Source organism: Cellulosimicrobium cellulans, from assembly GCF_024124905.1.
Lineage (GTDB): Bacteria > Actinomycetota > Actinomycetes > Actinomycetales > Cellulomonadaceae > Cellulosimicrobium > Cellulosimicrobium cellulans_G.
Map to the genome: position 1 here is coordinate 769,971 of NZ_JAMXST010000003.1, position 17,149 is coordinate 787,119.

Genomic DNA, 17,149 nt, shown 5'->3' on the forward strand with positions numbered 1-17,149 from the left:
CGTCCCGGGGCACCGCGCCGTACCGGCACCGCGCCCGGTGCGGCACCACGTTCCCAGCACGAGAAGGACCGAGACATGACCGAGCACCCGTCCGAGCAGCCCTCGCCCGCAGCGGCCCCCCGGGTCGACCCCACGGCCGACCTCACGGCGTGGCGGCGCGACCAGCTCGCCGACCTCCTGTACTTCGGCGCGGCCTCGCTGCGGTCGGACGGCGCCGCGCAGTGGCTCGACGACGACGACGTCCCCGACCTCGCGCGGCCGGTGCACACGTGGATCACGTCGCGCATGGCGCACGTCTACGCCTTCTCGTCCTTGCTCGGCGTCCCCGGCGCGGGCGAGCTCGCGGACAAGGCGCTGCGGGGTCTGCGGGGCGTGCTCGTCGACGCGGAGTACGGCGGCTGGGTGTCCTCGCGCGGTCCGGGCCCGCGGCCCGGCGACTTCGCTGCGACGGAGGAGGGGGCGGTCGACGGCACCAAGAGCGCGTACGCGCACGCGTTCGTGGTGCTCGCCGCGGCGTCGGGGACGATCGCGGGCCGCGAGGGCGCGCGCGAGCTGCTCGACGCGGCGCTCGCCGTGCTCGACGAGCGGTTCTGGGAGCCCGGGCCCCGGATGCACGCGGACGAGTGGTCGCGCGACTGGACCACGCTCGACGCGTACCGCGGGGTCAACGCCAACATGCACGCGGTCGAGGCGCTGCTCGCGGCCCACGACGCGACGGGCGACGCCGAGTGGCTCGGCCGCGCCGCGTCGATCGCGGACCGCGTGATCGGCTGGGCGAGCGAGAACGAGTGGCGCATCCCCGAGCACTTCGACGCGGACTGGAACCCGCTGCCGGACTACAACGCCGACCGCCCGCGCGACCCGTTCAAGCCGTACGGGTCGACGCCGGGGCACGGGCTCGAGTGGTCGCGCCTCGTCCTGCAGGTCGACGTCGCGGCCGGCACGCCCGGTGCGCGCACCGAGGCCGCGGTCGCGCTGTTCGACCGCGCCGTCGCCGACGGCTGGGACGGCGAGCACGGCGGCGGGTTCGTGTACACCGTCGACTGGTCCGGGGTACCCGTCGAGCCGCGCCGCTACCACTGGGTCGCGGCCGAGGCCGTCGCCGCGGCCGACGTGCTCGGCCGGGTCACGGGGGAGTCGCGCTTCGCCGAGGCCGCCGCGGGGTGGTGGGCGTGGATCGACAGGTTCCTCGTCGACCCCGAGCGCGGCTCGTGGCACCACGAGCTCGACACGTCCAACCGCCCCGACGGCGTCACGTGGGTCGGCAAGCCCGACGTCTACCACGCCGCCCAGGCCGTGATCCTCCCGGACCTGCCCCTGACGGGCTCGCTCGCCGCATCGGCCAAGGCCGCGGGCAGCATCCTGGGCTGATCGCCCACCCAGACCGCCGAGCCCGGGGTCGTTCCCCACGTCACCGTCGCCGTGGGGAGCAACCCCGGGCTCGGCGCCGTCCTCTGCCGGACAACGACGACGAGAGCCCCGCACCGGACCGGTGCGGGGCTCTCGAGCGCTGAGCGGGTGACGGGAATCGAACCCGCGCTGTCAGCTTGGGAAGCTGAAGTTCTACCATTGAACTACACCCGCGCGGCGCCGGTGGCGTCCGCCCCGGGCCCTCTGGGAGGATCCTCGGCGAACCAGCGCGCGCCCCGATCATAGCGGACGTCGCCGGTGATGCCAGAACCCGACCGCACCACGACCCAGTACCGCGCCGACGTGCCGCGCGCCGCCCGAGGAGCAGCCTTGTCCGAGAACCCGTACCAGCAGCAGCCCGACCCCGCGCAGGGGACCCCGGCCCCGGGCGACCCGGTCTACGGGGGCGGGGCGACGCCGTCGGGCGCAGCGCCGGGCCACGACCAGCAGCCCGACTACGGCGACGCGTACGGCCAGTCGCAGCAGGGCTACGGCGACGCCTACGGCCAGCGGCCGTACGGGACGCCCGGTGCGCAGCCGGGGTACGGCCAGCCGCAGGGCGCGGCCTACGGTGCGGCGCCCCAGCAGGGCTACCCCCAGCAGGGCTACGGCCAGCAGCCGGGGTACGCGCAGCCCGGCCGGTACGGGCAGCCCGGCTTCGACCCGGCGTACGACCCCCAGGCCAAGTCCCGGCTCGCCGCGGGCCTGCTCGGGATCCTCGTCGGGAGCCTCGGTATCCACCGGTTCTACCTCGGCTACACGGGCATCGGCCTGACGATGCTGCTCGTGTCGGTGCTGTCGTTCGGCTTCGCCGCGCCGGTCATCGCGATCTGGGGCCTCGTCGAGGGCATCCTCTACCTGACCTCGAAGACGGGCTACTACTCGGTCGACTCGACGGGCCGCCCGCTGCGCGCCTGACGCCGCGCCGAACCCTGGACCGTTCCCCACGGCGACGCGTTCCCGGGGAGCGATCCAGGGTTCGGCGACCGGTCCTGGCGGGCGCCGGCGTCGGCTAGCGTGGGGCCGTGCTGCTCTCCGACCGCGACATCCGGGCCGAGCTCGACGCCGGGCGCGTCCAGCTCGAGCCGTACGACCCGTCGATGCTCCAGCCGTCGAGCATCGACGTGCGACTCGACCGGTTCTTCCGGCTGTTCGACAACCACAAGTACCCGTTCATCGACCCGTCGCAGGACCAGCCGGACCTCACGCGCCTGGTCGAGGTCGACCCGGCGGAGCCGTTCGTGCTGCACCCGGGGGAGTTCGTGCTCGGGTCGACGTTCGAGACGGTGACCCTGCCCGACGACGTCGCCGCGCGCCTCGAGGGCAAGTCGAGCCTCGGTCGGCTCGGCCTCCTCACGCACTCCACGGCCGGCTTCATCGACCCGGGCTTCTCCGGGCACGTGACGCTCGAGCTGAGCAACGTCGCGACGCTGCCGATCACGCTGTGGCCGGGCATGAAGATCGGGCAGCTCTGCTTCTTCCGCCTGTCGTCTCCCGCCGAGAACCCGTACGGCTCGAGCGTCTACGGCTCCCGCTACCAGGGCCAGCGCGGCCCGACGGCCTCCCGCTCGTGGCAGAGCTTCCACCGCACCGACGTCTGAGCGCGGCACGCCGCGTCGGACGCCGTTCGACCCCGCAGGACCCGAGGACCGGAGGACCGCACCGCATGAGCCCGCTCCCGCCGCTGCCGCACCCCGACGGGCCCGGCGCCGCGCAGTCCTACCAGGCGCGGCACCTGCTCGGGCTCCCGGCCGACGTCGTCGTGGACGAGGTCGAGACGCTCGCTCTCTCGCGGTTCGCGGGCGCGCGCTGGGACGTCGCGCCGGAGGGGACCGAGCCGCTCGTGCCGCCCGCCCGCACCGCGGCCCCGGGGGCGCCGGGCGTGCTGCGCACGTCGCGTCACACGACGATCACGGGGCCGTACGCGGGGTCCGGGGCCGGCCTGCCGCCGGGCACGACGCTCGTGTTCGACGTCGTGTGCCCGCGCGAGCGTGGCGACGTCCCCTACCCGGGGGGCGGAGACCGCGACGGGATCGGCCGCGCCTTCCCCGGCGGGCTGCCGGTGCGGGAGGAGGAGCGGGTCGTGGCGTTCCTCGTCGCGGCGGCGCGCAGGCTCGGCGGGTCGGTGCGGACCGACGTCGGGAACCCGGCCGGCCCGGGCGTCGTCCTCACGCCCGACCCGGGCGTCGCGATCGACATGACCCTCTACTCGGACGTCTGGCTGGACCCCAACGCCGCGCTCGCGCTCGTCGCGCGGCTGCACCCCCGGACGCGGCTCGCGACCGAGGGCAAGTCGTACGAGGGGCCGCCGAAGGGCATCGCGGACCTGCCGCTCTACCCGGGCGAGAAGATGGACCCCGCGCTCCGGCGCGCGATCCACGCGGCCGCCGACGACGTCGACATCAAGGCGCTGACGACGGGTGCGGTCCTCGACGGGTACGGGCTGATCGTCGACCTCGGCATGGACGGGCTCGTCGCGGTGGAGGTGGGCGGCGAGGAGGCCCTGCCGCTGCTGCTGCGCGGCCTGCCGTGGACGGCCGACGGCGCCGTGAGCTACCGGGTGCGGTGGGAGCCGCGCGACCTCGTCGAGTCGCAGCAGGAGCAGCCGTCGCTCGACCACCAGGTCGCGCGCAAGCGTGCGGCGCAGGTCGTCGCGCAGATCGCGCGGACGCTGCACGACGCCGTCGGGGGCGAGATCGCGGACGAGGCGGAGTTCCTCGTGGACCCCGAGGATCTGTGACGGGAGACTGAGGAATCGGTCACGGTCCGGCCTGCGGGGCCGGTGGAGGGCTGGGGAGTCGGTAAAATGATCCTCGGCACGGCATCGCCGTCGCCGTGAACTGTCGTGCCCTGCGACTCCCTTCCGCGGGTGCGACGATGACAAGTCCAGCAAGAACCCCGGCTCTGCCTGCCCACCCCGCCCCCGACCCGGACGGAGCGGCCCGTGCTCTACGTGCTCGTTGCTCATCTCGTGATGGCACTGGGCGCGCCCGCACTCGTCTCGCTCCTCGGCCGCCGGGCGTTCCTCGTCATGGCGCTCGCGCCGGCGTCGGCGGCCGTCTACGCGCTCGCCTGGACCGAGCGCGTGATGGCGGGGGAGCACCCCACCCAGGTCGTCGAGTGGGTGCCGGGCCTGGGCCTCGAGCTCGCCTTCCGCATGGACACGCTGTCGTGGCTCATGCTGCTGCTCGTCGGCGGCGTCGGCGCTCTCGTCCTCGTCTACTGCTCGGCCTACTTCTCGCCCACCGCGCAGGGCCTGCGGCGGTTCGGCGGCGTCCTCACGGCGTTCGCCGGGGCCATGGTCGGGCTCGTCACCGCGGACGACATGCTGCTCCTGTTCGTCTTCTGGGAGCTCACGACCGTCTTCTCCTACCTCCTCATCGGGCACTACGCCGATCGCAAGGCGAGCCGGCGCGCCGCGATGCAGGCGATCGTCGTGACGACGGCCGGCGGTCTGGCGATGCTCGTGGGCGTCGTGATCCTCGGGGTCCAGGGCGGGACCTTCCGGATGTCGGAGATCATCGCCGACCCGCCCACGGGCGGCGCGGTGACGGCCGCGATCGTGTGCCTCCTGGTGGGCGCGGCGAGCAAGTCCGCGCTGATCCCCCTGCACTTCTGGCTGCCCGCGGCGATGGCCGCGCCGACCCCGGTGAGCGCCTACCTGCACGCGGCCGCGATGGTCAAGGCCGGCGTCTACCTCGTCGCGCGGTTCGCGCCCGCCTACTCCGACACGACCGTGTGGCGGTCGATGGTCATCGCGCTCGGAGCGGGCACCCTGCTCGTGGGCGGCTACCGCGCGCTGCGCCAGTACGACCTCAAGCTCGTGCTCGCGTTCGGCACGGTGAGCCAGCTCGGCCTCATCATCCTGCTCGTCGGCCTCGGGACGCGCGGGGCAGCGCTCGCCGGTCTCGCGATGATCGGCGCGCACGCGATGTTCAAGGCGTCGCTGTTCCTCGTGGTCGGCGTCGTCGACGCCGCGACCGGGACGCGCGACCTGCGTCGCCTCACGGGCGTGGGCAAGGCTCTCCCGTGGACGGCGGTCGCGGGCGGGCTCGCGACCGCCTCGATGATCGGGCTCCCGCCGTTCGCGGGCTACGTCGCGAAGGAGGCGGCGCTCGAGTCGCTCCTGCACGGCTCGGGGCCCGTCTGGGTCGACACGGTGGTCCTGTGGGCCGTCGTCGTCGGGTCGATGTTCACGGTCGCCTACGGGATCCGGTTCTGGTGGGGCGCGTTCGCGTCCAAGCCGCACCTCGGCACGCCCCCGGCGCGGGCCAACGAGCACGTGAACCTGCGCGCGCTCGCCGCGCGCGGCCCCGCCGTCGCGGCGGACGAGCCGCCGATCGACCCCGCGCGGATCCATCGCCAGCCGTTCCTGCTCGTGAGCCCGGCCGTCGTGCTCGCCGTCCTGGGCCTCGCGACGGCGCTCGTTCCCCACTTCGGTGAGGACCTCCTCGCGCCCTACGCGGACACGTATCCCGTGGGCGAGCCCGGGCACCTCGTCCTATGGGCGGGCTTCACCCCCGCGCTCGCGCTCACCGTCCTCGTCCTCGCGGTCGGCGTCGTGCTGTTCTGGCAGCGGGCGCGCGTCGAGCGCTTCCAGGCGTCGCTGTGGACCGGCCCGGAGGCCGACGTCACGTACCGCAAGGTCATGCGCAAGCTCGACGACCTCGCGGCCGACGTCACCGCGGTCACCCAGCGTGGCTCGCTGCCGTTCTACCTCGGCGCGATCCTCGTCGTCCTCGTGCTGGGGCCGGGGGTCGTCATGGTCGCGCAGACGGCGTGGCCCGAGCAGCTCAAGGCGTGGGACCGCCCCGCGCAGCTCGTCGCGGTCGCCGCGATCTGCGTCGCGTCGGTGCTCGCCGCGCGCTCGCGCCGCCGCCTCAAGGCCGTGATCCTCGTCGGCATCGCGGGGTACGGCAACGCCGTCCTCTTCCTCCTGCACGGCGCGCCCGACCTCGCGCTCACGCAGGTCCTCGTCGAGACGATCACGCTCGTCGTCATGGTGCTCGTGCTGCGGCGCCTGCCCGCGTACTTCTCCAACCGGCCGCTCGCCGCGAGCCGCTGGGTGCGCCTGGGCATCGGCCTGGCCGTCGCCGTCGTCATGATGGGCTTCGCGGTCGTGGCGCCGCTCGCGCGGGTCGCGACGCCGATCTCCGTCGACTTCCCGGCCGAGGCGTACGAGTTCGGGCACGGCAAGAACATCGTCAACGTGACGCTCGTCGACATCCGCGCGTGGGACACGATGGGCGAGATCTCCGTCCTGCTGGCCGCGGCCACGGGTGTCGCGTCGCTGGTGTTCCTGCGCACGCGCAGCGGGGAGATCCTGCGCGCCTCGGGCGCGAAGCCCGCGACGACGGCGTCCGGCTCGGGCGTCTGGAGCGAGGGCAGCGCGGACCCGGGCGCGGCGCTGCGCCGCCGCGGCGTCACCGAGAAGGACCAGCCGCGCATGCTCGTGTGGCTCAGCGCGGGGCGCACGCTCGCGCCCCAGAGACGCTCGGTGATCTTCGAGGTCGTCACGCGCGTGCTGTTCCACGCGATGATCGTCTTCGCGCTCTTCCTGCTGTTCTCCGGCCACAACGCGCCCGGTGGCGGGTTCGCGGCCGGGCTGGTCGTCGGGATCGCGCTCATCGTGCGCTACCTCGCGGGCGGTCGCTACGAGCTCGGCGAGGCGGCGCCGGTCCACCCGGGCCTGCTGCTCGGCACGGGCCTGTTCCTGTCCGCGGGCGTGGGGCTCGTCGCGTTCCTGCTCACCGGCAACGTGCTCGGCAGCGACGCGTACGACATCGCGCTGCCGCTGGTGGGGGAGATCCACCTCGTCACGTCGCTGTTCTTCGACGTCGGCGTGTTCCTCGTCGTCGTGGGCCTCGTCCTCGACATCCTGCGCACCCTGGGGGCGGAGATCGACCGGCACGCCGAGCGCGCCGCCGCCGGGCGCGAGCCGGGCGAGGACACCGGGCCGTTCGAGGCCATGGAGCCCGACTCGATCGGGGGCGGCCGCCGGTGAACGTCATCGACATGACCCCGAGCGTCGTCCTCGTGCTCGCGATCGGCGTGCTCTTCGCGGCGGGCGTCTACCTGCTGCTGGAGCGCAGCCTCACGCGCGTCCTGCTCGGCTTCATCCTCATGGGCAACGGCGCGAACCTGCTGTTCCTCGTCGCGGGCGGGCGCGCCGGGGGCGCGCCCCTCATCGGCACGACGCCCGAGGACGAGATGAGCGACCCGCTCGTCCAGGCGATGGTGCTCACCGCGATCGTCATCACGCTCGGCATCACGGCGTTCGTGCTCGCGATGGCGTACCGGTCGTGGCAGCTCCACGGCCACGACGAGGTGCAGGACGACCTCGAGGACCGCCGCGTCGCGCGGCACGCCGCGCGCAACGCCCCCGCGTTCGAGGACGCGGACACGGAGGAGAGCGGCGCGAGCCTGGACGACGAGGCCGCCGAGGTCCGCGACGAGACCGACGGCGACGGCGACGGGATCACCGACGGGCAGGAACCGCCGTCGTCCCCGGCCGCGCCGGACGACGACGCCGCCCGGCCCGACCGCCCGGACGACCCACGACCTGACGACCGCAGCGACGACGGGAAGGAGCCGCGATGAGCCTCACCGCCGCGGCGCTCGTCCCGCTGCCCGTCGTCCTCCCGCTCGTCGCGGCGGGCGCCGCGCTCGCGCTGTGGCGCCACCCGCGCGCCCAGCGGCTCATCACGGTCGCCGCGCTCGCGCTCGTCCTCGCGGCGTCGGTGGGGCTGCTCGTCGCGGCCGACTCCGGTCCGATCGTCGTCGACGTCGGCGGCTGGGCCGCCCCGGTCGGCATCGACCTCGTCGCGGACCGGCTCTCGTCGCTCATGCTCGTGGTCTCGAGCTTCGTCATGCTGTGCGTCCTGCTGTACTCGCTCGCGCAGGGCGTGGCGGACGGCGACGAGGAGGCGCCGGTCGCGATCTACCACCCGACGTTCATGGTGCTCGCCGCGGGGGTGTTCAACGCGTTCCTCTCGGGCGACCTGTTCAACCTCTACGTCGGGTTCGAGATCTTCCTCGCCGCGAGCTACGTGCTCCTGACGCTCGGCGGCACGGGCGAGCGCATCCGCGCCGGGTCGATCTACGTCGTCGTGGCACTGCTGTCGTCCATCGTGTTCCTCGTCGCGATCGCGCTGACCTACGCGGCGACGGGCACCGTGAACCTCGCCCAGCTCTCCGAGCGCTACGGGGAGATCGACCCGGGCATGGCGCTCACGATCCAGCTCCTGCTGCTGCTCGCGTTCGGCATCAAGGCGGCGATCTTCCCGCTGTCCGCGTGGCTGCCCGACTCGTACCCGACCGCGCCCGCGCCCGTCACGGCGGTGTTCGCCGGCCTGCTCACGAAGGTCGGCGTCTACGCGATCATCCGCACGCAGACGCTGCTGTTCCCCGAGGACAGCGTGGTCGACGACGTGCTCATGTGGCTCGCGCTGCTCACGATGGTCGTCGGGATCCTCGGCGCCGTCGCGCAGAACGACATCAAGCGACTCCTGTCGTTCACGCTCGTGAGCCACATCGGCTACATGATCTTCGGCATCGCGCTCGCGTCCGAGCCGGGCATGGCGGCCGCCATCTTCTACGTCGTGCACCACATCACCGTCCAGACGACGCTGTTCCTCGTGGTGGGCCTCGTGGAACGCCGCGGCGGGTCGACCTCGCTCGACCGGCTCGGCGGCCTCGCCAAGCTCGCGCCCGGGCTCGCGATCCTGTTCTTCATCCCCGCGATGAACCTCGCCGGGATCCCGCCGCTGTCCGGCTTCCTCGGCAAGGTGGGCCTGCTGGAGGAGGGCGTCGCGCAGGGCACCCCGCTCACGTGGGCGCTCGTCGTCGGGTCGGTCGTCACGTCGCTCCTCACGCTGTACGCGATCGTCAAGGCGTGGAACAAGGCGTTCTGGCAGACGGCGCCCGTGGAGATCCCTGCGGACGCGCGCCTCCCGCGCGGCATGGTCGGGCCGGCGACGGCGCTCGTCGCGTTCGGCCTCGCGCTCACCGTGGTGGCCGGCCCGCTCTACTCGTACACCGAGCGCGCGGCCACGACGCTCCTCGACGGCCACACGTACGTCGACGCGGTGTTCCCGGGCGACTCCGACCGCGGGCAGGGCGAGTCGAACGAGGTCGCGACGGGCGAGTCGGACGGCACGGAGCCCGCCACGACGACCGGGGGTGGGGACGGATGAGCCTGCACCGCCGCCGTCGCGCGCTCGCCTCCGGCTGGTTCGCGCGCGTCACCACGCAGTGGCGCACGATCCTGTGGCTGACGCTCGTCTGGGTCATGCTCTGGGGCGACCTGTCGTGGGGCAACGTCCTCGCGGGCGTGATCCTCGGCTTCGCCGTCATCACGTTCTTCCCGCTGCCGTCGATCGCGGCGCGCGGGAAGCTCCGGCCGTGGCCGTTCGCCGTGCTCGTCGGGCGCTTCGTCGCCGACCTCGTCGTCGCCTCGTTCCAGGTGAGCCTGCTCGCCCTCACGCCCCGCCACACGCCGCGCGGCGCCGTCGTGGGCGTGCGGCTGCGCAACCCGTCGGACATCTACCTGACGATCACGGCCGAGCTCTCCTCGCTCGTGCCCGGCTCCATCGTCGTCGAGGCGCACCGGCTCACGGGGATGCTCTACCTGCACGTGCTCGACGTCGAGACGGCGGGCGGGGTGGAGAAGGTCCGCCAGGACACGCTCGCCCTGGAGGCCCGCGTGCTGCACGCGCTCGCGTCCAACGACGAGCTGCGCGCCGCCGGCCTGTACCGCGAACCGTCGGAGCGAGAGGTGGCCGAGGCATGAGCGACACCGTCTACCTCGTCGTCGTGATCGCGTCTGCCGCGCTCCTCGCGGTCGGCGCGAGCCTCGCGATCGTGCGCGCCGAGCGCGGCCCGTCGATGCTCGACCGCACCATCGCGCTCGACGTCTTCACGACGACTCTCGTCGGCGCGATCGCGCTCGAGGCCGCGTTCTCGCGGCGCACGGACACCATCCCGATCCTCGTCGTGCTGTCCCTCGTCGGGTTCGTGGGCTCGGTGACGATCGCGCGCTTCGCGTCCGTCGAGCCCGAGGACGAGGGCCGCATCCGCACGGCCGACGAGGTCGCCGCGGAGGACGCCGCGCGCCGCGAGGCCGAGGAGGCCGACCGCGACTCCGCCGTGGACCCCGAGCACCACGGCGGCGCGCCCGAGGGGGAGGTGCGCTGATGGACCCGGCGACCAGCTTCTGGGACACCCTGGCCGACGTCGTCTCGGCCGTCTTCCTGCTGAGCGGCGCGTTCCTCGCGTTCGCCGCGGGGGTCGGCGTCGTCCGCTTCCCCGACCTGCTCGCGCGCATGCACGCCGCGACGAAGCCGCAGGTCCTGGGGCTCATCCTCGTGCTCGCGGGCCTGAGCCTGCGGCTGCGCTCGTGGGGCGCCGTCGCGACGCTGTTCCTCGTCGTGATCTTCCAGCTCCTCACGTCGCCGGTCGCGGCGCACATGGTCGGTCGCGCCGGGTACCGGACCGGCAAGGTGCGCACGGACCTGCTCGTCGTGGACGAGCTCACGCGCGACCAGGACGCGGCCGAGCGCGAGGACTCGGGCGAGCACGAGGACGTCGGGCCCGCTGCCGGGGCCGACACCTCGGAGCGCTGACGCGCTCGTCCGGACCTGCGGCCGACGGCCGGAGCGCTCGACGGTCGTTCGCTGCTCCGCGCGCGGGCCGCGGGCGCGGCTGGTAGACCGGCTGCATGGCCGACGCCCCCACGCCCGCCCCGCCGCAGCCGGAGTCGCGCAACCCGCGGGTCGCCCGGCCGGAGGACGGCGGAGAGAGCACCGTCACCGTCGTCGTCGCGTTCCTCGCGAACGCGCTCGTCGCGGGCGCCAAGACCGTCGCCGCGACGATCACCGGGTCGGCGTCGATGCTCGCCGAGGCCGTGCACTCGTGGGCGGACACCGGCAACGAGGTCTTCCTGCTCGTCGCCGACAAGCGCTCGCGGCGCCCCGCCGACGCCGAGCACCCGCTCGGGTTCGGCCGCGAGGCGTACGTGTGGTCGATGTTCGCGGCGATCGGTCTGTTCGCCGTCGGTGCGGGGGTCTCGATCACGCACGGCATCCAGGAGCTCGTGCACCCCGAGCCAGCGGACGACTTCGTCGTCGCCTACGCGGTGCTGGCGCTCGCGTTCGTCCTGGAGGGCGTGTCGTTCCTCCGCGCCCGGCGCCAGGCGCGCGACGAGGCGCGGGCCGCCGACCGGGACACGTTGCACCACGTGCTCGTCACCTCCGACCCCACGCTGCGGGCCGTGTACGCGGAGGACGCCGCCGCCCTGGTCGGCCTCGTCGTCGCGTTCGGCGGGGTGCTCGCGCACCAGCTCACCGGCTCTCCCGTCCCGGACGCGATCGGGTCGATCGTCGTCGGCCTCGTGCTCGCGGTGGTGTCGGTCGTGCTCATCGACCGCAACCGCCGGTTCCTCGTCGGCGAGGCCGCGCTGCCCGCGACGCGGGCCGCGGTCCTGCAGGGCATCCGGGACCTGCCGGAGGTCGAGCGCGTGACCTACCTGCGGCTCGAGTACGTGGGCCCGCGCGCGCTCTACCTCGTGGCGAGCGTCGACCTCCGCGGCGACGAGACCGAGACGACGGTCGCGCGCCGCCTCGACGACCTCGAGCGCCGCGTGACGTCCGTGCCGCTCATCGCGGGCGCGGTCTTCACCGTCTCGGCCCCCGAGGAGCCGTCGATCTCCTGACCCTGACGGTGCCGAACCCGGGGTTTCTCCCCTGTTCGACGCCGAGCCGGGGAGCGACCCCGGGTTCGGCTCAGGGGGTGCTCAGAGGAGCGACGGCGCCCCCGTCGCGCGGGCCTCGCGGTCGAGCAGGCTGCGCTTGACCTCGAGGCCGTAGCGGAACCCGCCGAGGCTGCCGTCCGTGCGCAGCACGCGGTGGCACGGGACGAACAGCGCGGCGGCGTTCATCGCGCACGCGCCCGCAGCGGCGCGCACGGCGGCGGGCCGCCCCGACAGCTCGGCGTACCGGGTGTAGGTGACGGGGTCGCCCGGCTCGACCGTGCGCAGCACGTCCCACGCGTGCGCACGGTACGGGCCCGAGACCTGGCGCACGGGGACGGCGTCGATCGCGTGCACGTCGCCCGCGTAGTACGCGCGGACCGCGGCGACGGCCGGGACGACGGCGGGCGCGTCGTCGGGCACGGTCGAGACGTCCGCGGGACGCAGGTCGGGGTGGACGAGCGCGACGAGCGCCGCGGGCTCGGCCGTCCAGCCGGAGGCGAGGACCGTGCCGTCGGGGTCGACGACGACGGTGAACGGACCGTCGGGCGTCTCGACGGTCGTCGTCACGGCGGTCGCGGAGGTCGCGGGGGCGGTGGGTGCGGTGGTCACGGGGTCTCCTTCGTGGGGTCGGACGAGGGTCGGGGAGTCGCGGCGCGCCACAGGTGCATCGCGGCGTACGAGCGCCACGGCGCCCAACGCTCGGCGTGCGCGGCGAGCGCGCGACGCTCGTCGGGCAGACCGAGCGCCGCGGCGCCCGCGCGGAGGGCGAGGTCGCCGTCGAGCAGGACGTCGGGGTCGTGCAGGACGCGCATCGCGACGTACCCGGACGTCCACGGGCCGACGCCGGGCATCGCCTCGAGCGCCGCGCACTGGGCCGCCGGGTCGTCGGCGGGGGACAGCGCGAGCGCGCCGTCCGCGAGGGCCCGGGCGACGCCGAGGATCGCGGCCGTGCGCCGCGCCGGCCCGCGCACGTGGTCGGCTCCGCCGTCGGCGAGCTGCGCCGGCGTCGGGAAGAGGCGGGTCGGCCCGAACCGGGACGCGAACGGCGTGCCGAGCGCGACGGCGAGCCGCGACAGGTGCGTGCGCGCGGCGGCGACGGAGATCTGTTGTCCCACGAGCGCGCGGACGAGGATCTCCGTCGCGTCCACCGCGCCCGGGACGCGGATGCCGGGCACGGCGCGCACCGACGCGGCGAGCGCCGGGTCGGTGGCGAGGGCGGCGTCCACGGCCGCGGGGTCGGCGTCGAGGTCGAACAGGCGGCGGACCCGGGCGATCGCCGCGGGCAGGTCGGCCACGGACGTGAGCTCGAGCTCGACGTGGAACCGCGCCGCGCCGCGGGTGCGCCCCGGCGGCGGGCCGTACGTCGCGCGGAACGCGCCCGGCCCGTGCGGCAGCGCGAGCGTGCGCGCGTACGACAGGAGGGGTCCGGTGAGGTCCGCGACCTCGACGCCGTCGACGGCGCGGGCCGCCAGGAACGCGAACACGCCGCGTGCGTCGAACGGCTCGCGCAGGGGGAGCGTGAGGTCGAGCACCGCGGTGGTGCCGCCGTCGTCCCGGACGGCACGAGCGTCGTCGGGGACGCGCACGCCCGCGCCGCCGCGCGGAGGGGTCGGGCGGCCGGGCCGGGCCCGACGGCGCAGCTCGCTGGGCGTGGTGTCGAAGACCTCGGTGATCGTGTCGTTGAACTGCCGGACGCTGCCGAAGCCCGCGGCGAACGCGACGTCGGCGAGCCGGAGGTCGGTGCCCGTGAGCAGGGCGCGCGCGGTCTGGGCGCGCAGCGCGCGGGCGAGCGCGACGGGACCGGCGCCCAGCTCCGTGACGAGCACACGGTGCACGTGCCGGGCCGAGTACCCGAGCCGCGCGGCGAGGCCGTCGACCCCCTCGCGGTCCACGACCCCGTCGGCGACGAGGCGCATCGCGCGGGCGGAGAGGTCGTGCCCGAGGTCCCAGCTCGGCGTGCCGGGGACGGCCTCCGGCAGGCACCGCTTGCACGCGCGGTAGCCGGCCTCGTGCGCGGCCGCGGACGTGAGGTAGAACGTGACGTTCTCCGGCTTGGGCGTCCGTGCCGGGCACGACGGCCGGCAGTAGATGCCCGTGCTGCTCACCGCCGTGATGAACTGCCCGTCGAACCGGCGGTCGCGCGACGCGATGGCGCGGTAGCGCTCCGCGAAGACGGGGTCCGCCGTCGTTCGGGGGGTCGCGAGGGTCGTGGTCATGCCTCGATCCTCACCCGACGAACCCACGCCTGGCTAGCGGTATTCGGACACGACGGTGTCGCCCCTCCGGCGCGAACCCGGGGTCCTTCCTCAGGAGGGTCGGGTCGTGGGGAGCCACCCCGGGCTCGGCAGCCGGAGGCGTCGGCGGGACCCGTCAGACGCGGGCGTCGAGCCAGTCGAGCACCTCGCGCAGGTAGGTCGACCGCGCGGGCTCGGGGGAGAGCGCGAGGTCGTGCGCGCCGCCCTCGACCGTGACGACCGTGACGTCGTCGCCCAGCCGCTCCGCACGCGACGCGATCTGCCCGACGTCGAGCACGCTGTCGGTCGTGAGCAGCGCGTCGTGCCAGCCCGACGCCGGGCCGCTGCGCGCGGACGCCAGCGCGAGGACGGGGCAGTCGACGTGCAGACCGCGCGCCACGCGCGCGTGCCCGCGCCGCACCGCGCGCAGGAACCCCGCACGGACCGGGAAGCCCTCGATCGGCTTCCAGGCCAGGTCGAAGTCCCACTCGCCACCCGTGCTCGCGTGCAGGGCCTCGGCCCAGTGCGGGTCCAGGCCGCCCACCACCAGCCGCGGCGCGACCCGGCCGACCGCGTCGACCACCCACGTCACCGGGCCCCGGAACACCCACGGCTTGTTGAGGTCGAACCACGGGCTGTTGAGCACGAGCGCCGCGAGCCGGCCCGGGCGCGCGTCGGCCCACAGGCTCGCGACGAGCCCGCCCGTCGAGTGGCCCAGCACGACGAGCCGCTCGTGCCCCTCCGCGCGGATCGCGCGCGCGGCGGCGTCCAGGTCGCGGGCGTAGACGGCGAGGTCCGTGACGAAGTTGGGGTCGTCGTCGGGCCGGGCCGGGGCGCCCGAGCCGCGCCCGATCGAGCGCCCGTAGCCGCGCAGGTCGAGCGCGTAGAACCGGTACCCGCGCGCCTCGACCGCCTCGGCGACGTGCGTCTGGAAGAAGTAGTCGATGAACCCGTGGACGTACAGCACCGCGGGCCGCTCTCCCGCGCCCGACGGCGGCTCCCCGCCCGCGGCGGGACCCGCGCCCGGCGCGGTGGACGGGGCGGCCGGACGTGCGCCGTCGGCCCTGCGGACGAGCGTCGCCACCGCGCCGTCCGGCAGGTCGAGGTCCCGCGCGACCCAGTCCTCACCCAGCACGTCCGTGCGCCACGTCCCCGTCCCGGCCATCTCGTCCACCGTCTCCTCCTCGTCACCGGCTCGTCCGACCTGTCAGCGTCCCACCGCTCCCCGGGCCCGTCGAGCGCTGGCACGGGACGGCGGCGAGACGTGTCGGCGGCCCGGGGCCCCGGCACCCGCGGCGCGCCGACGCCTCGCGGTGCGAGGTAGCGTGGCGCGCGTGACGAGCGAGATCATCGCCCGCGTCGACGACGGCGTCGGGCACCTCACCCTGGACCGGCCCCGCGCGCTCAACGCGCTCGGCGACGCGATGCTCGGCGAGATCGCCGACGTGCTGGAGGAGTGGCGCGTCGACCCGACCGTGCGCGTCGTGCTGCTCGACGGCGCCGGCGACCGCGGCCTGTGCGCGGGCGGCGACGTCCGCGCGCTCCACGCGTCGATCGTGGCCGGGAAGCAGGCCGAGGCGCGCCGCTACTTCCGGCGCGAGTACGCGGTGGACGCGGCGCTCGCGGAGCTGCCCGTTCCCGTCGTGACGATCATGGACGGCATCACCATGGGCGGCGGGGTCGGCCTCGGCGCGCACGCCCCGGTGCGCGTCGTCACCGAGCGGTCGCGCGTCGCGATGCCGGAGACGCGGATCGGCTTCACGCCCGACGTCGGCGGGTCCTGGCTCCTGGCGCGCGCGCCCGGGCGGCTGGGGGAGATGCTCGCGCTCGGTGCCGTGACGATGGACGCCGCCGACGCGATCTTCGTCGGGCTCGCGGACCACTACGTGCCGAGCGAGCGGCTGCCCGTGCTCGCCGCCGACCTCGCCGCGCTCGCGAGCGCGGGGGTCGACCCGCTCGACGTCGAGGACGTGCGGGAGGTCGTGCGTCGCCACGCCCTGCCGGCGCCGGTCTCGCGACTCGTCACCCGACAGGCGGCGGTCGAGGCCGCGTACTCGGCGGACACCGTGCCCGAGATCCTGGCCCGCCTGCGCGCCGCAGCCCAGGACGGGGACGAGCAGTCCGGCGCCGAGGCCGACGAGCTCGAGCGGCTCTCCCCGACCGCGGTCACCGTGGCGCTCGCGGCCGTGCGCAGCGCGCGCGACCTCCCCGACCTGCGCGCGGCGCTGGAGCAGGAGTACGGCCTCGTCTCCTGGTTCGTCGACACGCAGCCCGACCTCGTCGAGGGCGTCCGCGCGCAGCTCGTCGACAAGGACCGCGACCCCTCGTGGAGCCCGGCGACGCTCGCCGAGGTCGACCCCGGGGTCGGCGCCGAGGCGCTCGCCTACGTCCCCGCCGAGCCCCTGTGGGACGACGCGCTCAGCCCGCGCCTCGCACGCCGCGCGGTCGAGGCCGTCGTACGCCGGTTCAGCGAGGACGAGCCGACCGCCCAGGAGATGGCAGAGGCGGCCGACGACCTCGTGGTCGAGCTCGTCCAGCGGCGCGACGACGGCGGCACGGTCGTGCACCTCGCGGACTCGTGTGGCGAGCACTTCCTCGACGGGTACTGGCCCGCGGTGCGGTTCGACGCCGTGGGCGACGTCGTCGAGGTCACCGTCGAGTCCTGACTCGCCGGCACGCACGCGCTCGCCGGAAGACGCCGAAGCGGCCACGCCCGGAAGGCGTGGCCGCTTCGGCCGGAGGTGGGCTCCCGAGG

Annotated in this window: 15 protein-coding genes and 1 tRNA gene; 12 read left to right on the forward strand and 4 right to left on the reverse strand. The window is 74.8% G+C overall.

All coding sequences use genetic code 11. The annotated features are described in order from the left end of the window. Positions 1-75: 75 nt before the first annotated feature. The gene (locus NHH00_RS12065) at positions 76-1,371 is read left to right on the forward strand and encodes an AGE family epimerase/isomerase (RefSeq protein WP_253052388.1); all 1,296 of its coding nucleotides are present in this window, start codon (positions 76-78) and stop codon (positions 1,369-1,371) included. Between the two features lie 142 nt (positions 1,372-1,513). On the opposite strand, the gene NHH00_RS12070 is transcribed toward NHH00_RS12065, so the two are convergent. Continuing rightward, positions 1,514-1,584 (reverse strand) — tRNA-Gly (locus tag NHH00_RS12070). Between the two features lie 156 nt (positions 1,585-1,740). Between NHH00_RS12070 and NHH00_RS12075 the strand changes: the two genes are divergently transcribed. The 10 genes from NHH00_RS12075 (at position 1,741) to NHH00_RS12120 (ending at position 12,121) form a co-directional block, all read left to right on the forward strand. Further along, positions 1,741-2,328 (forward strand): TM2 domain-containing protein, encoded by a 588-nt coding sequence (locus NHH00_RS12075; RefSeq protein ID WP_253052390.1) that lies wholly within the window; start codon positions 1,741-1,743, stop codon positions 2,326-2,328. Positions 2,329-2,435: 107 nt separating this feature from the next. Continuing rightward, entirely contained in the window at positions 2,436-3,011 is a 576-nt protein-coding gene (gene dcd / locus NHH00_RS12080) for a dCTP deaminase (protein WP_141390646.1), read from the forward strand. Positions 3,012-3,076: 65 nt separating this feature from the next. Next, positions 3,077-4,150: a hypothetical protein gene (locus NHH00_RS12085; RefSeq protein ID WP_253052392.1), complete on the forward strand. Its 1,074-nt coding sequence runs from the start codon at positions 3,077-3,079 to the stop codon at positions 4,148-4,150. A 204-nt stretch (positions 4,151-4,354) separates the two neighbouring features. Beyond that, positions 4,355-7,414 (forward strand): Na+/H+ antiporter subunit A, encoded by a 3,060-nt coding sequence (locus NHH00_RS12090; protein ID WP_253052394.1) that lies wholly within the window; start codon positions 4,355-4,357, stop codon positions 7,412-7,414. 11 nt (positions 7,415-7,425) lie between these two features. Further along, positions 7,426-8,010: a Na(+)/H(+) antiporter subunit C gene (locus NHH00_RS12095; protein WP_253052396.1), complete on the forward strand. Its 585-nt coding sequence runs from the start codon at positions 7,426-7,428 to the stop codon at positions 8,008-8,010. After that, positions 8,007-9,605 carry a Na+/H+ antiporter subunit D gene (locus NHH00_RS12100; RefSeq protein WP_253052398.1) on the forward strand — a complete coding sequence of 533 codons (1,599 nt, stop codon included), beginning with the start codon at positions 8,007-8,009 and terminating at the stop codon, positions 9,603-9,605. The genes NHH00_RS12095 and NHH00_RS12100 overlap by 4 nt, the downstream gene beginning before the upstream one ends. Further along, entirely contained in the window at positions 9,602-10,201 is a 600-nt protein-coding gene (locus tag NHH00_RS12105; RefSeq protein ID WP_253052400.1) for a Na+/H+ antiporter subunit E, read from the forward strand. The genes NHH00_RS12100 and NHH00_RS12105 overlap by 4 nt, the downstream gene beginning before the upstream one ends. Further along, entirely contained in the window at positions 10,198-10,605 is a 408-nt protein-coding gene (locus tag NHH00_RS12110) for a monovalent cation/H+ antiporter complex subunit F (protein ID WP_087470905.1), read from the forward strand. The genes NHH00_RS12105 and NHH00_RS12110 overlap by 4 nt, the downstream gene beginning before the upstream one ends. Further along, on the forward strand, positions 10,605-11,033 hold the full coding sequence (gene mnhG, locus NHH00_RS12115) for a monovalent cation/H(+) antiporter subunit G (protein ID WP_253052402.1): 429 nt from the start codon (positions 10,605-10,607) through the stop codon (positions 11,031-11,033). Before NHH00_RS12110 ends, mnhG begins: the two co-directional genes overlap by 1 nt. A 95-nt stretch (positions 11,034-11,128) precedes the next feature. Then, positions 11,129-12,121 carry a cation diffusion facilitator family transporter gene (locus NHH00_RS12120; RefSeq protein ID WP_253052404.1) on the forward strand — a complete coding sequence of 331 codons (993 nt, stop codon included), beginning with the start codon at positions 11,129-11,131 and terminating at the stop codon, positions 12,119-12,121. A gap of 81 nt (positions 12,122-12,202) precedes the next feature. Here the strand turns inward: NHH00_RS12120 and NHH00_RS12125 are convergent, their stop codons facing one another. The 3 genes from NHH00_RS12125 to NHH00_RS12135 form a co-directional block, all read right to left on the reverse strand. Continuing rightward, positions 12,203-12,769, reverse strand: a complete 567-nt coding sequence (locus NHH00_RS12125) for a methylated-DNA--[protein]-cysteine S-methyltransferase (protein WP_253052406.1) — start codon at positions 12,767-12,769, stop codon at positions 12,203-12,205. Beyond that, positions 12,766-14,376 carry an AlkA N-terminal domain-containing protein gene (locus NHH00_RS12130; RefSeq protein ID WP_253052408.1) on the reverse strand — a complete coding sequence of 537 codons (1,611 nt, stop codon included), beginning with the start codon at positions 14,374-14,376 and terminating at the stop codon, positions 12,766-12,768. Before NHH00_RS12130 ends, NHH00_RS12125 begins: the two co-directional genes overlap by 4 nt. A 154-nt stretch (positions 14,377-14,530) precedes the next feature. Further along, positions 14,531-15,559 carry an alpha/beta hydrolase gene (locus NHH00_RS12135; protein WP_253052532.1) on the reverse strand — a complete coding sequence of 343 codons (1,029 nt, stop codon included), beginning with the start codon at positions 15,557-15,559 and terminating at the stop codon, positions 14,531-14,533. A 169-nt stretch (positions 15,560-15,728) separates the two neighbouring features. On the opposite strand from NHH00_RS12135, the gene NHH00_RS12140 reads away from it, so the two are divergent. Continuing rightward, a complete protein-coding gene (locus NHH00_RS12140) occupies positions 15,729-17,060 on the forward strand; it encodes an enoyl-CoA hydratase/isomerase family protein (protein ID WP_308202301.1) in 1,332 nt (443 codons plus the stop codon). Positions 17,061-17,149 lie beyond the last annotated feature (89 nt).

Coding starts and splice junctions, on each gene's coding strand:
- NHH00_RS12065 (WP_253052388.1), top strand. CDS start 76: ATGACCGAGCACCCGTCCGAGCAGCCCTCGCCCGCAGCGGCCCCCCGG.
- NHH00_RS12085 (WP_253052392.1), top strand. CDS start 3,077: ATGAGCCCGCTCCCGCCGCTGCCGCACCCCGACGGGCCCGGCGCCGCG.
- NHH00_RS12095 (WP_253052396.1), top strand. CDS start 7,426: ATGACCCCGAGCGTCGTCCTCGTGCTCGCGATCGGCGTGCTCTTCGCG.
- NHH00_RS12100 (WP_253052398.1), top strand. CDS start 8,007: ATGAGCCTCACCGCCGCGGCGCTCGTCCCGCTGCCCGTCGTCCTCCCG.
- NHH00_RS12105 (WP_253052400.1), top strand. CDS start 9,602: ATGAGCCTGCACCGCCGCCGTCGCGCGCTCGCCTCCGGCTGGTTCGCG.
- NHH00_RS12110 (WP_087470905.1), top strand. CDS start 10,198: ATGAGCGACACCGTCTACCTCGTCGTCGTGATCGCGTCTGCCGCGCTC.
- mnhG (WP_253052402.1), top strand. CDS start 10,605: ATGGACCCGGCGACCAGCTTCTGGGACACCCTGGCCGACGTCGTCTCG.
- NHH00_RS12120 (WP_253052404.1), top strand. CDS start 11,129: ATGGCCGACGCCCCCACGCCCGCCCCGCCGCAGCCGGAGTCGCGCAAC.
- NHH00_RS12130 (WP_253052408.1), bottom strand. CDS start 14,376: ATGACCACGACCCTCGCGACCCCCCGAACGACGGCGGACCCCGTCTTC.
- NHH00_RS12135 (WP_253052532.1), bottom strand. CDS start 15,559: ATGGCCGGGACGGGGACGTGGCGCACGGACGTGCTGGGTGAGGACTGG.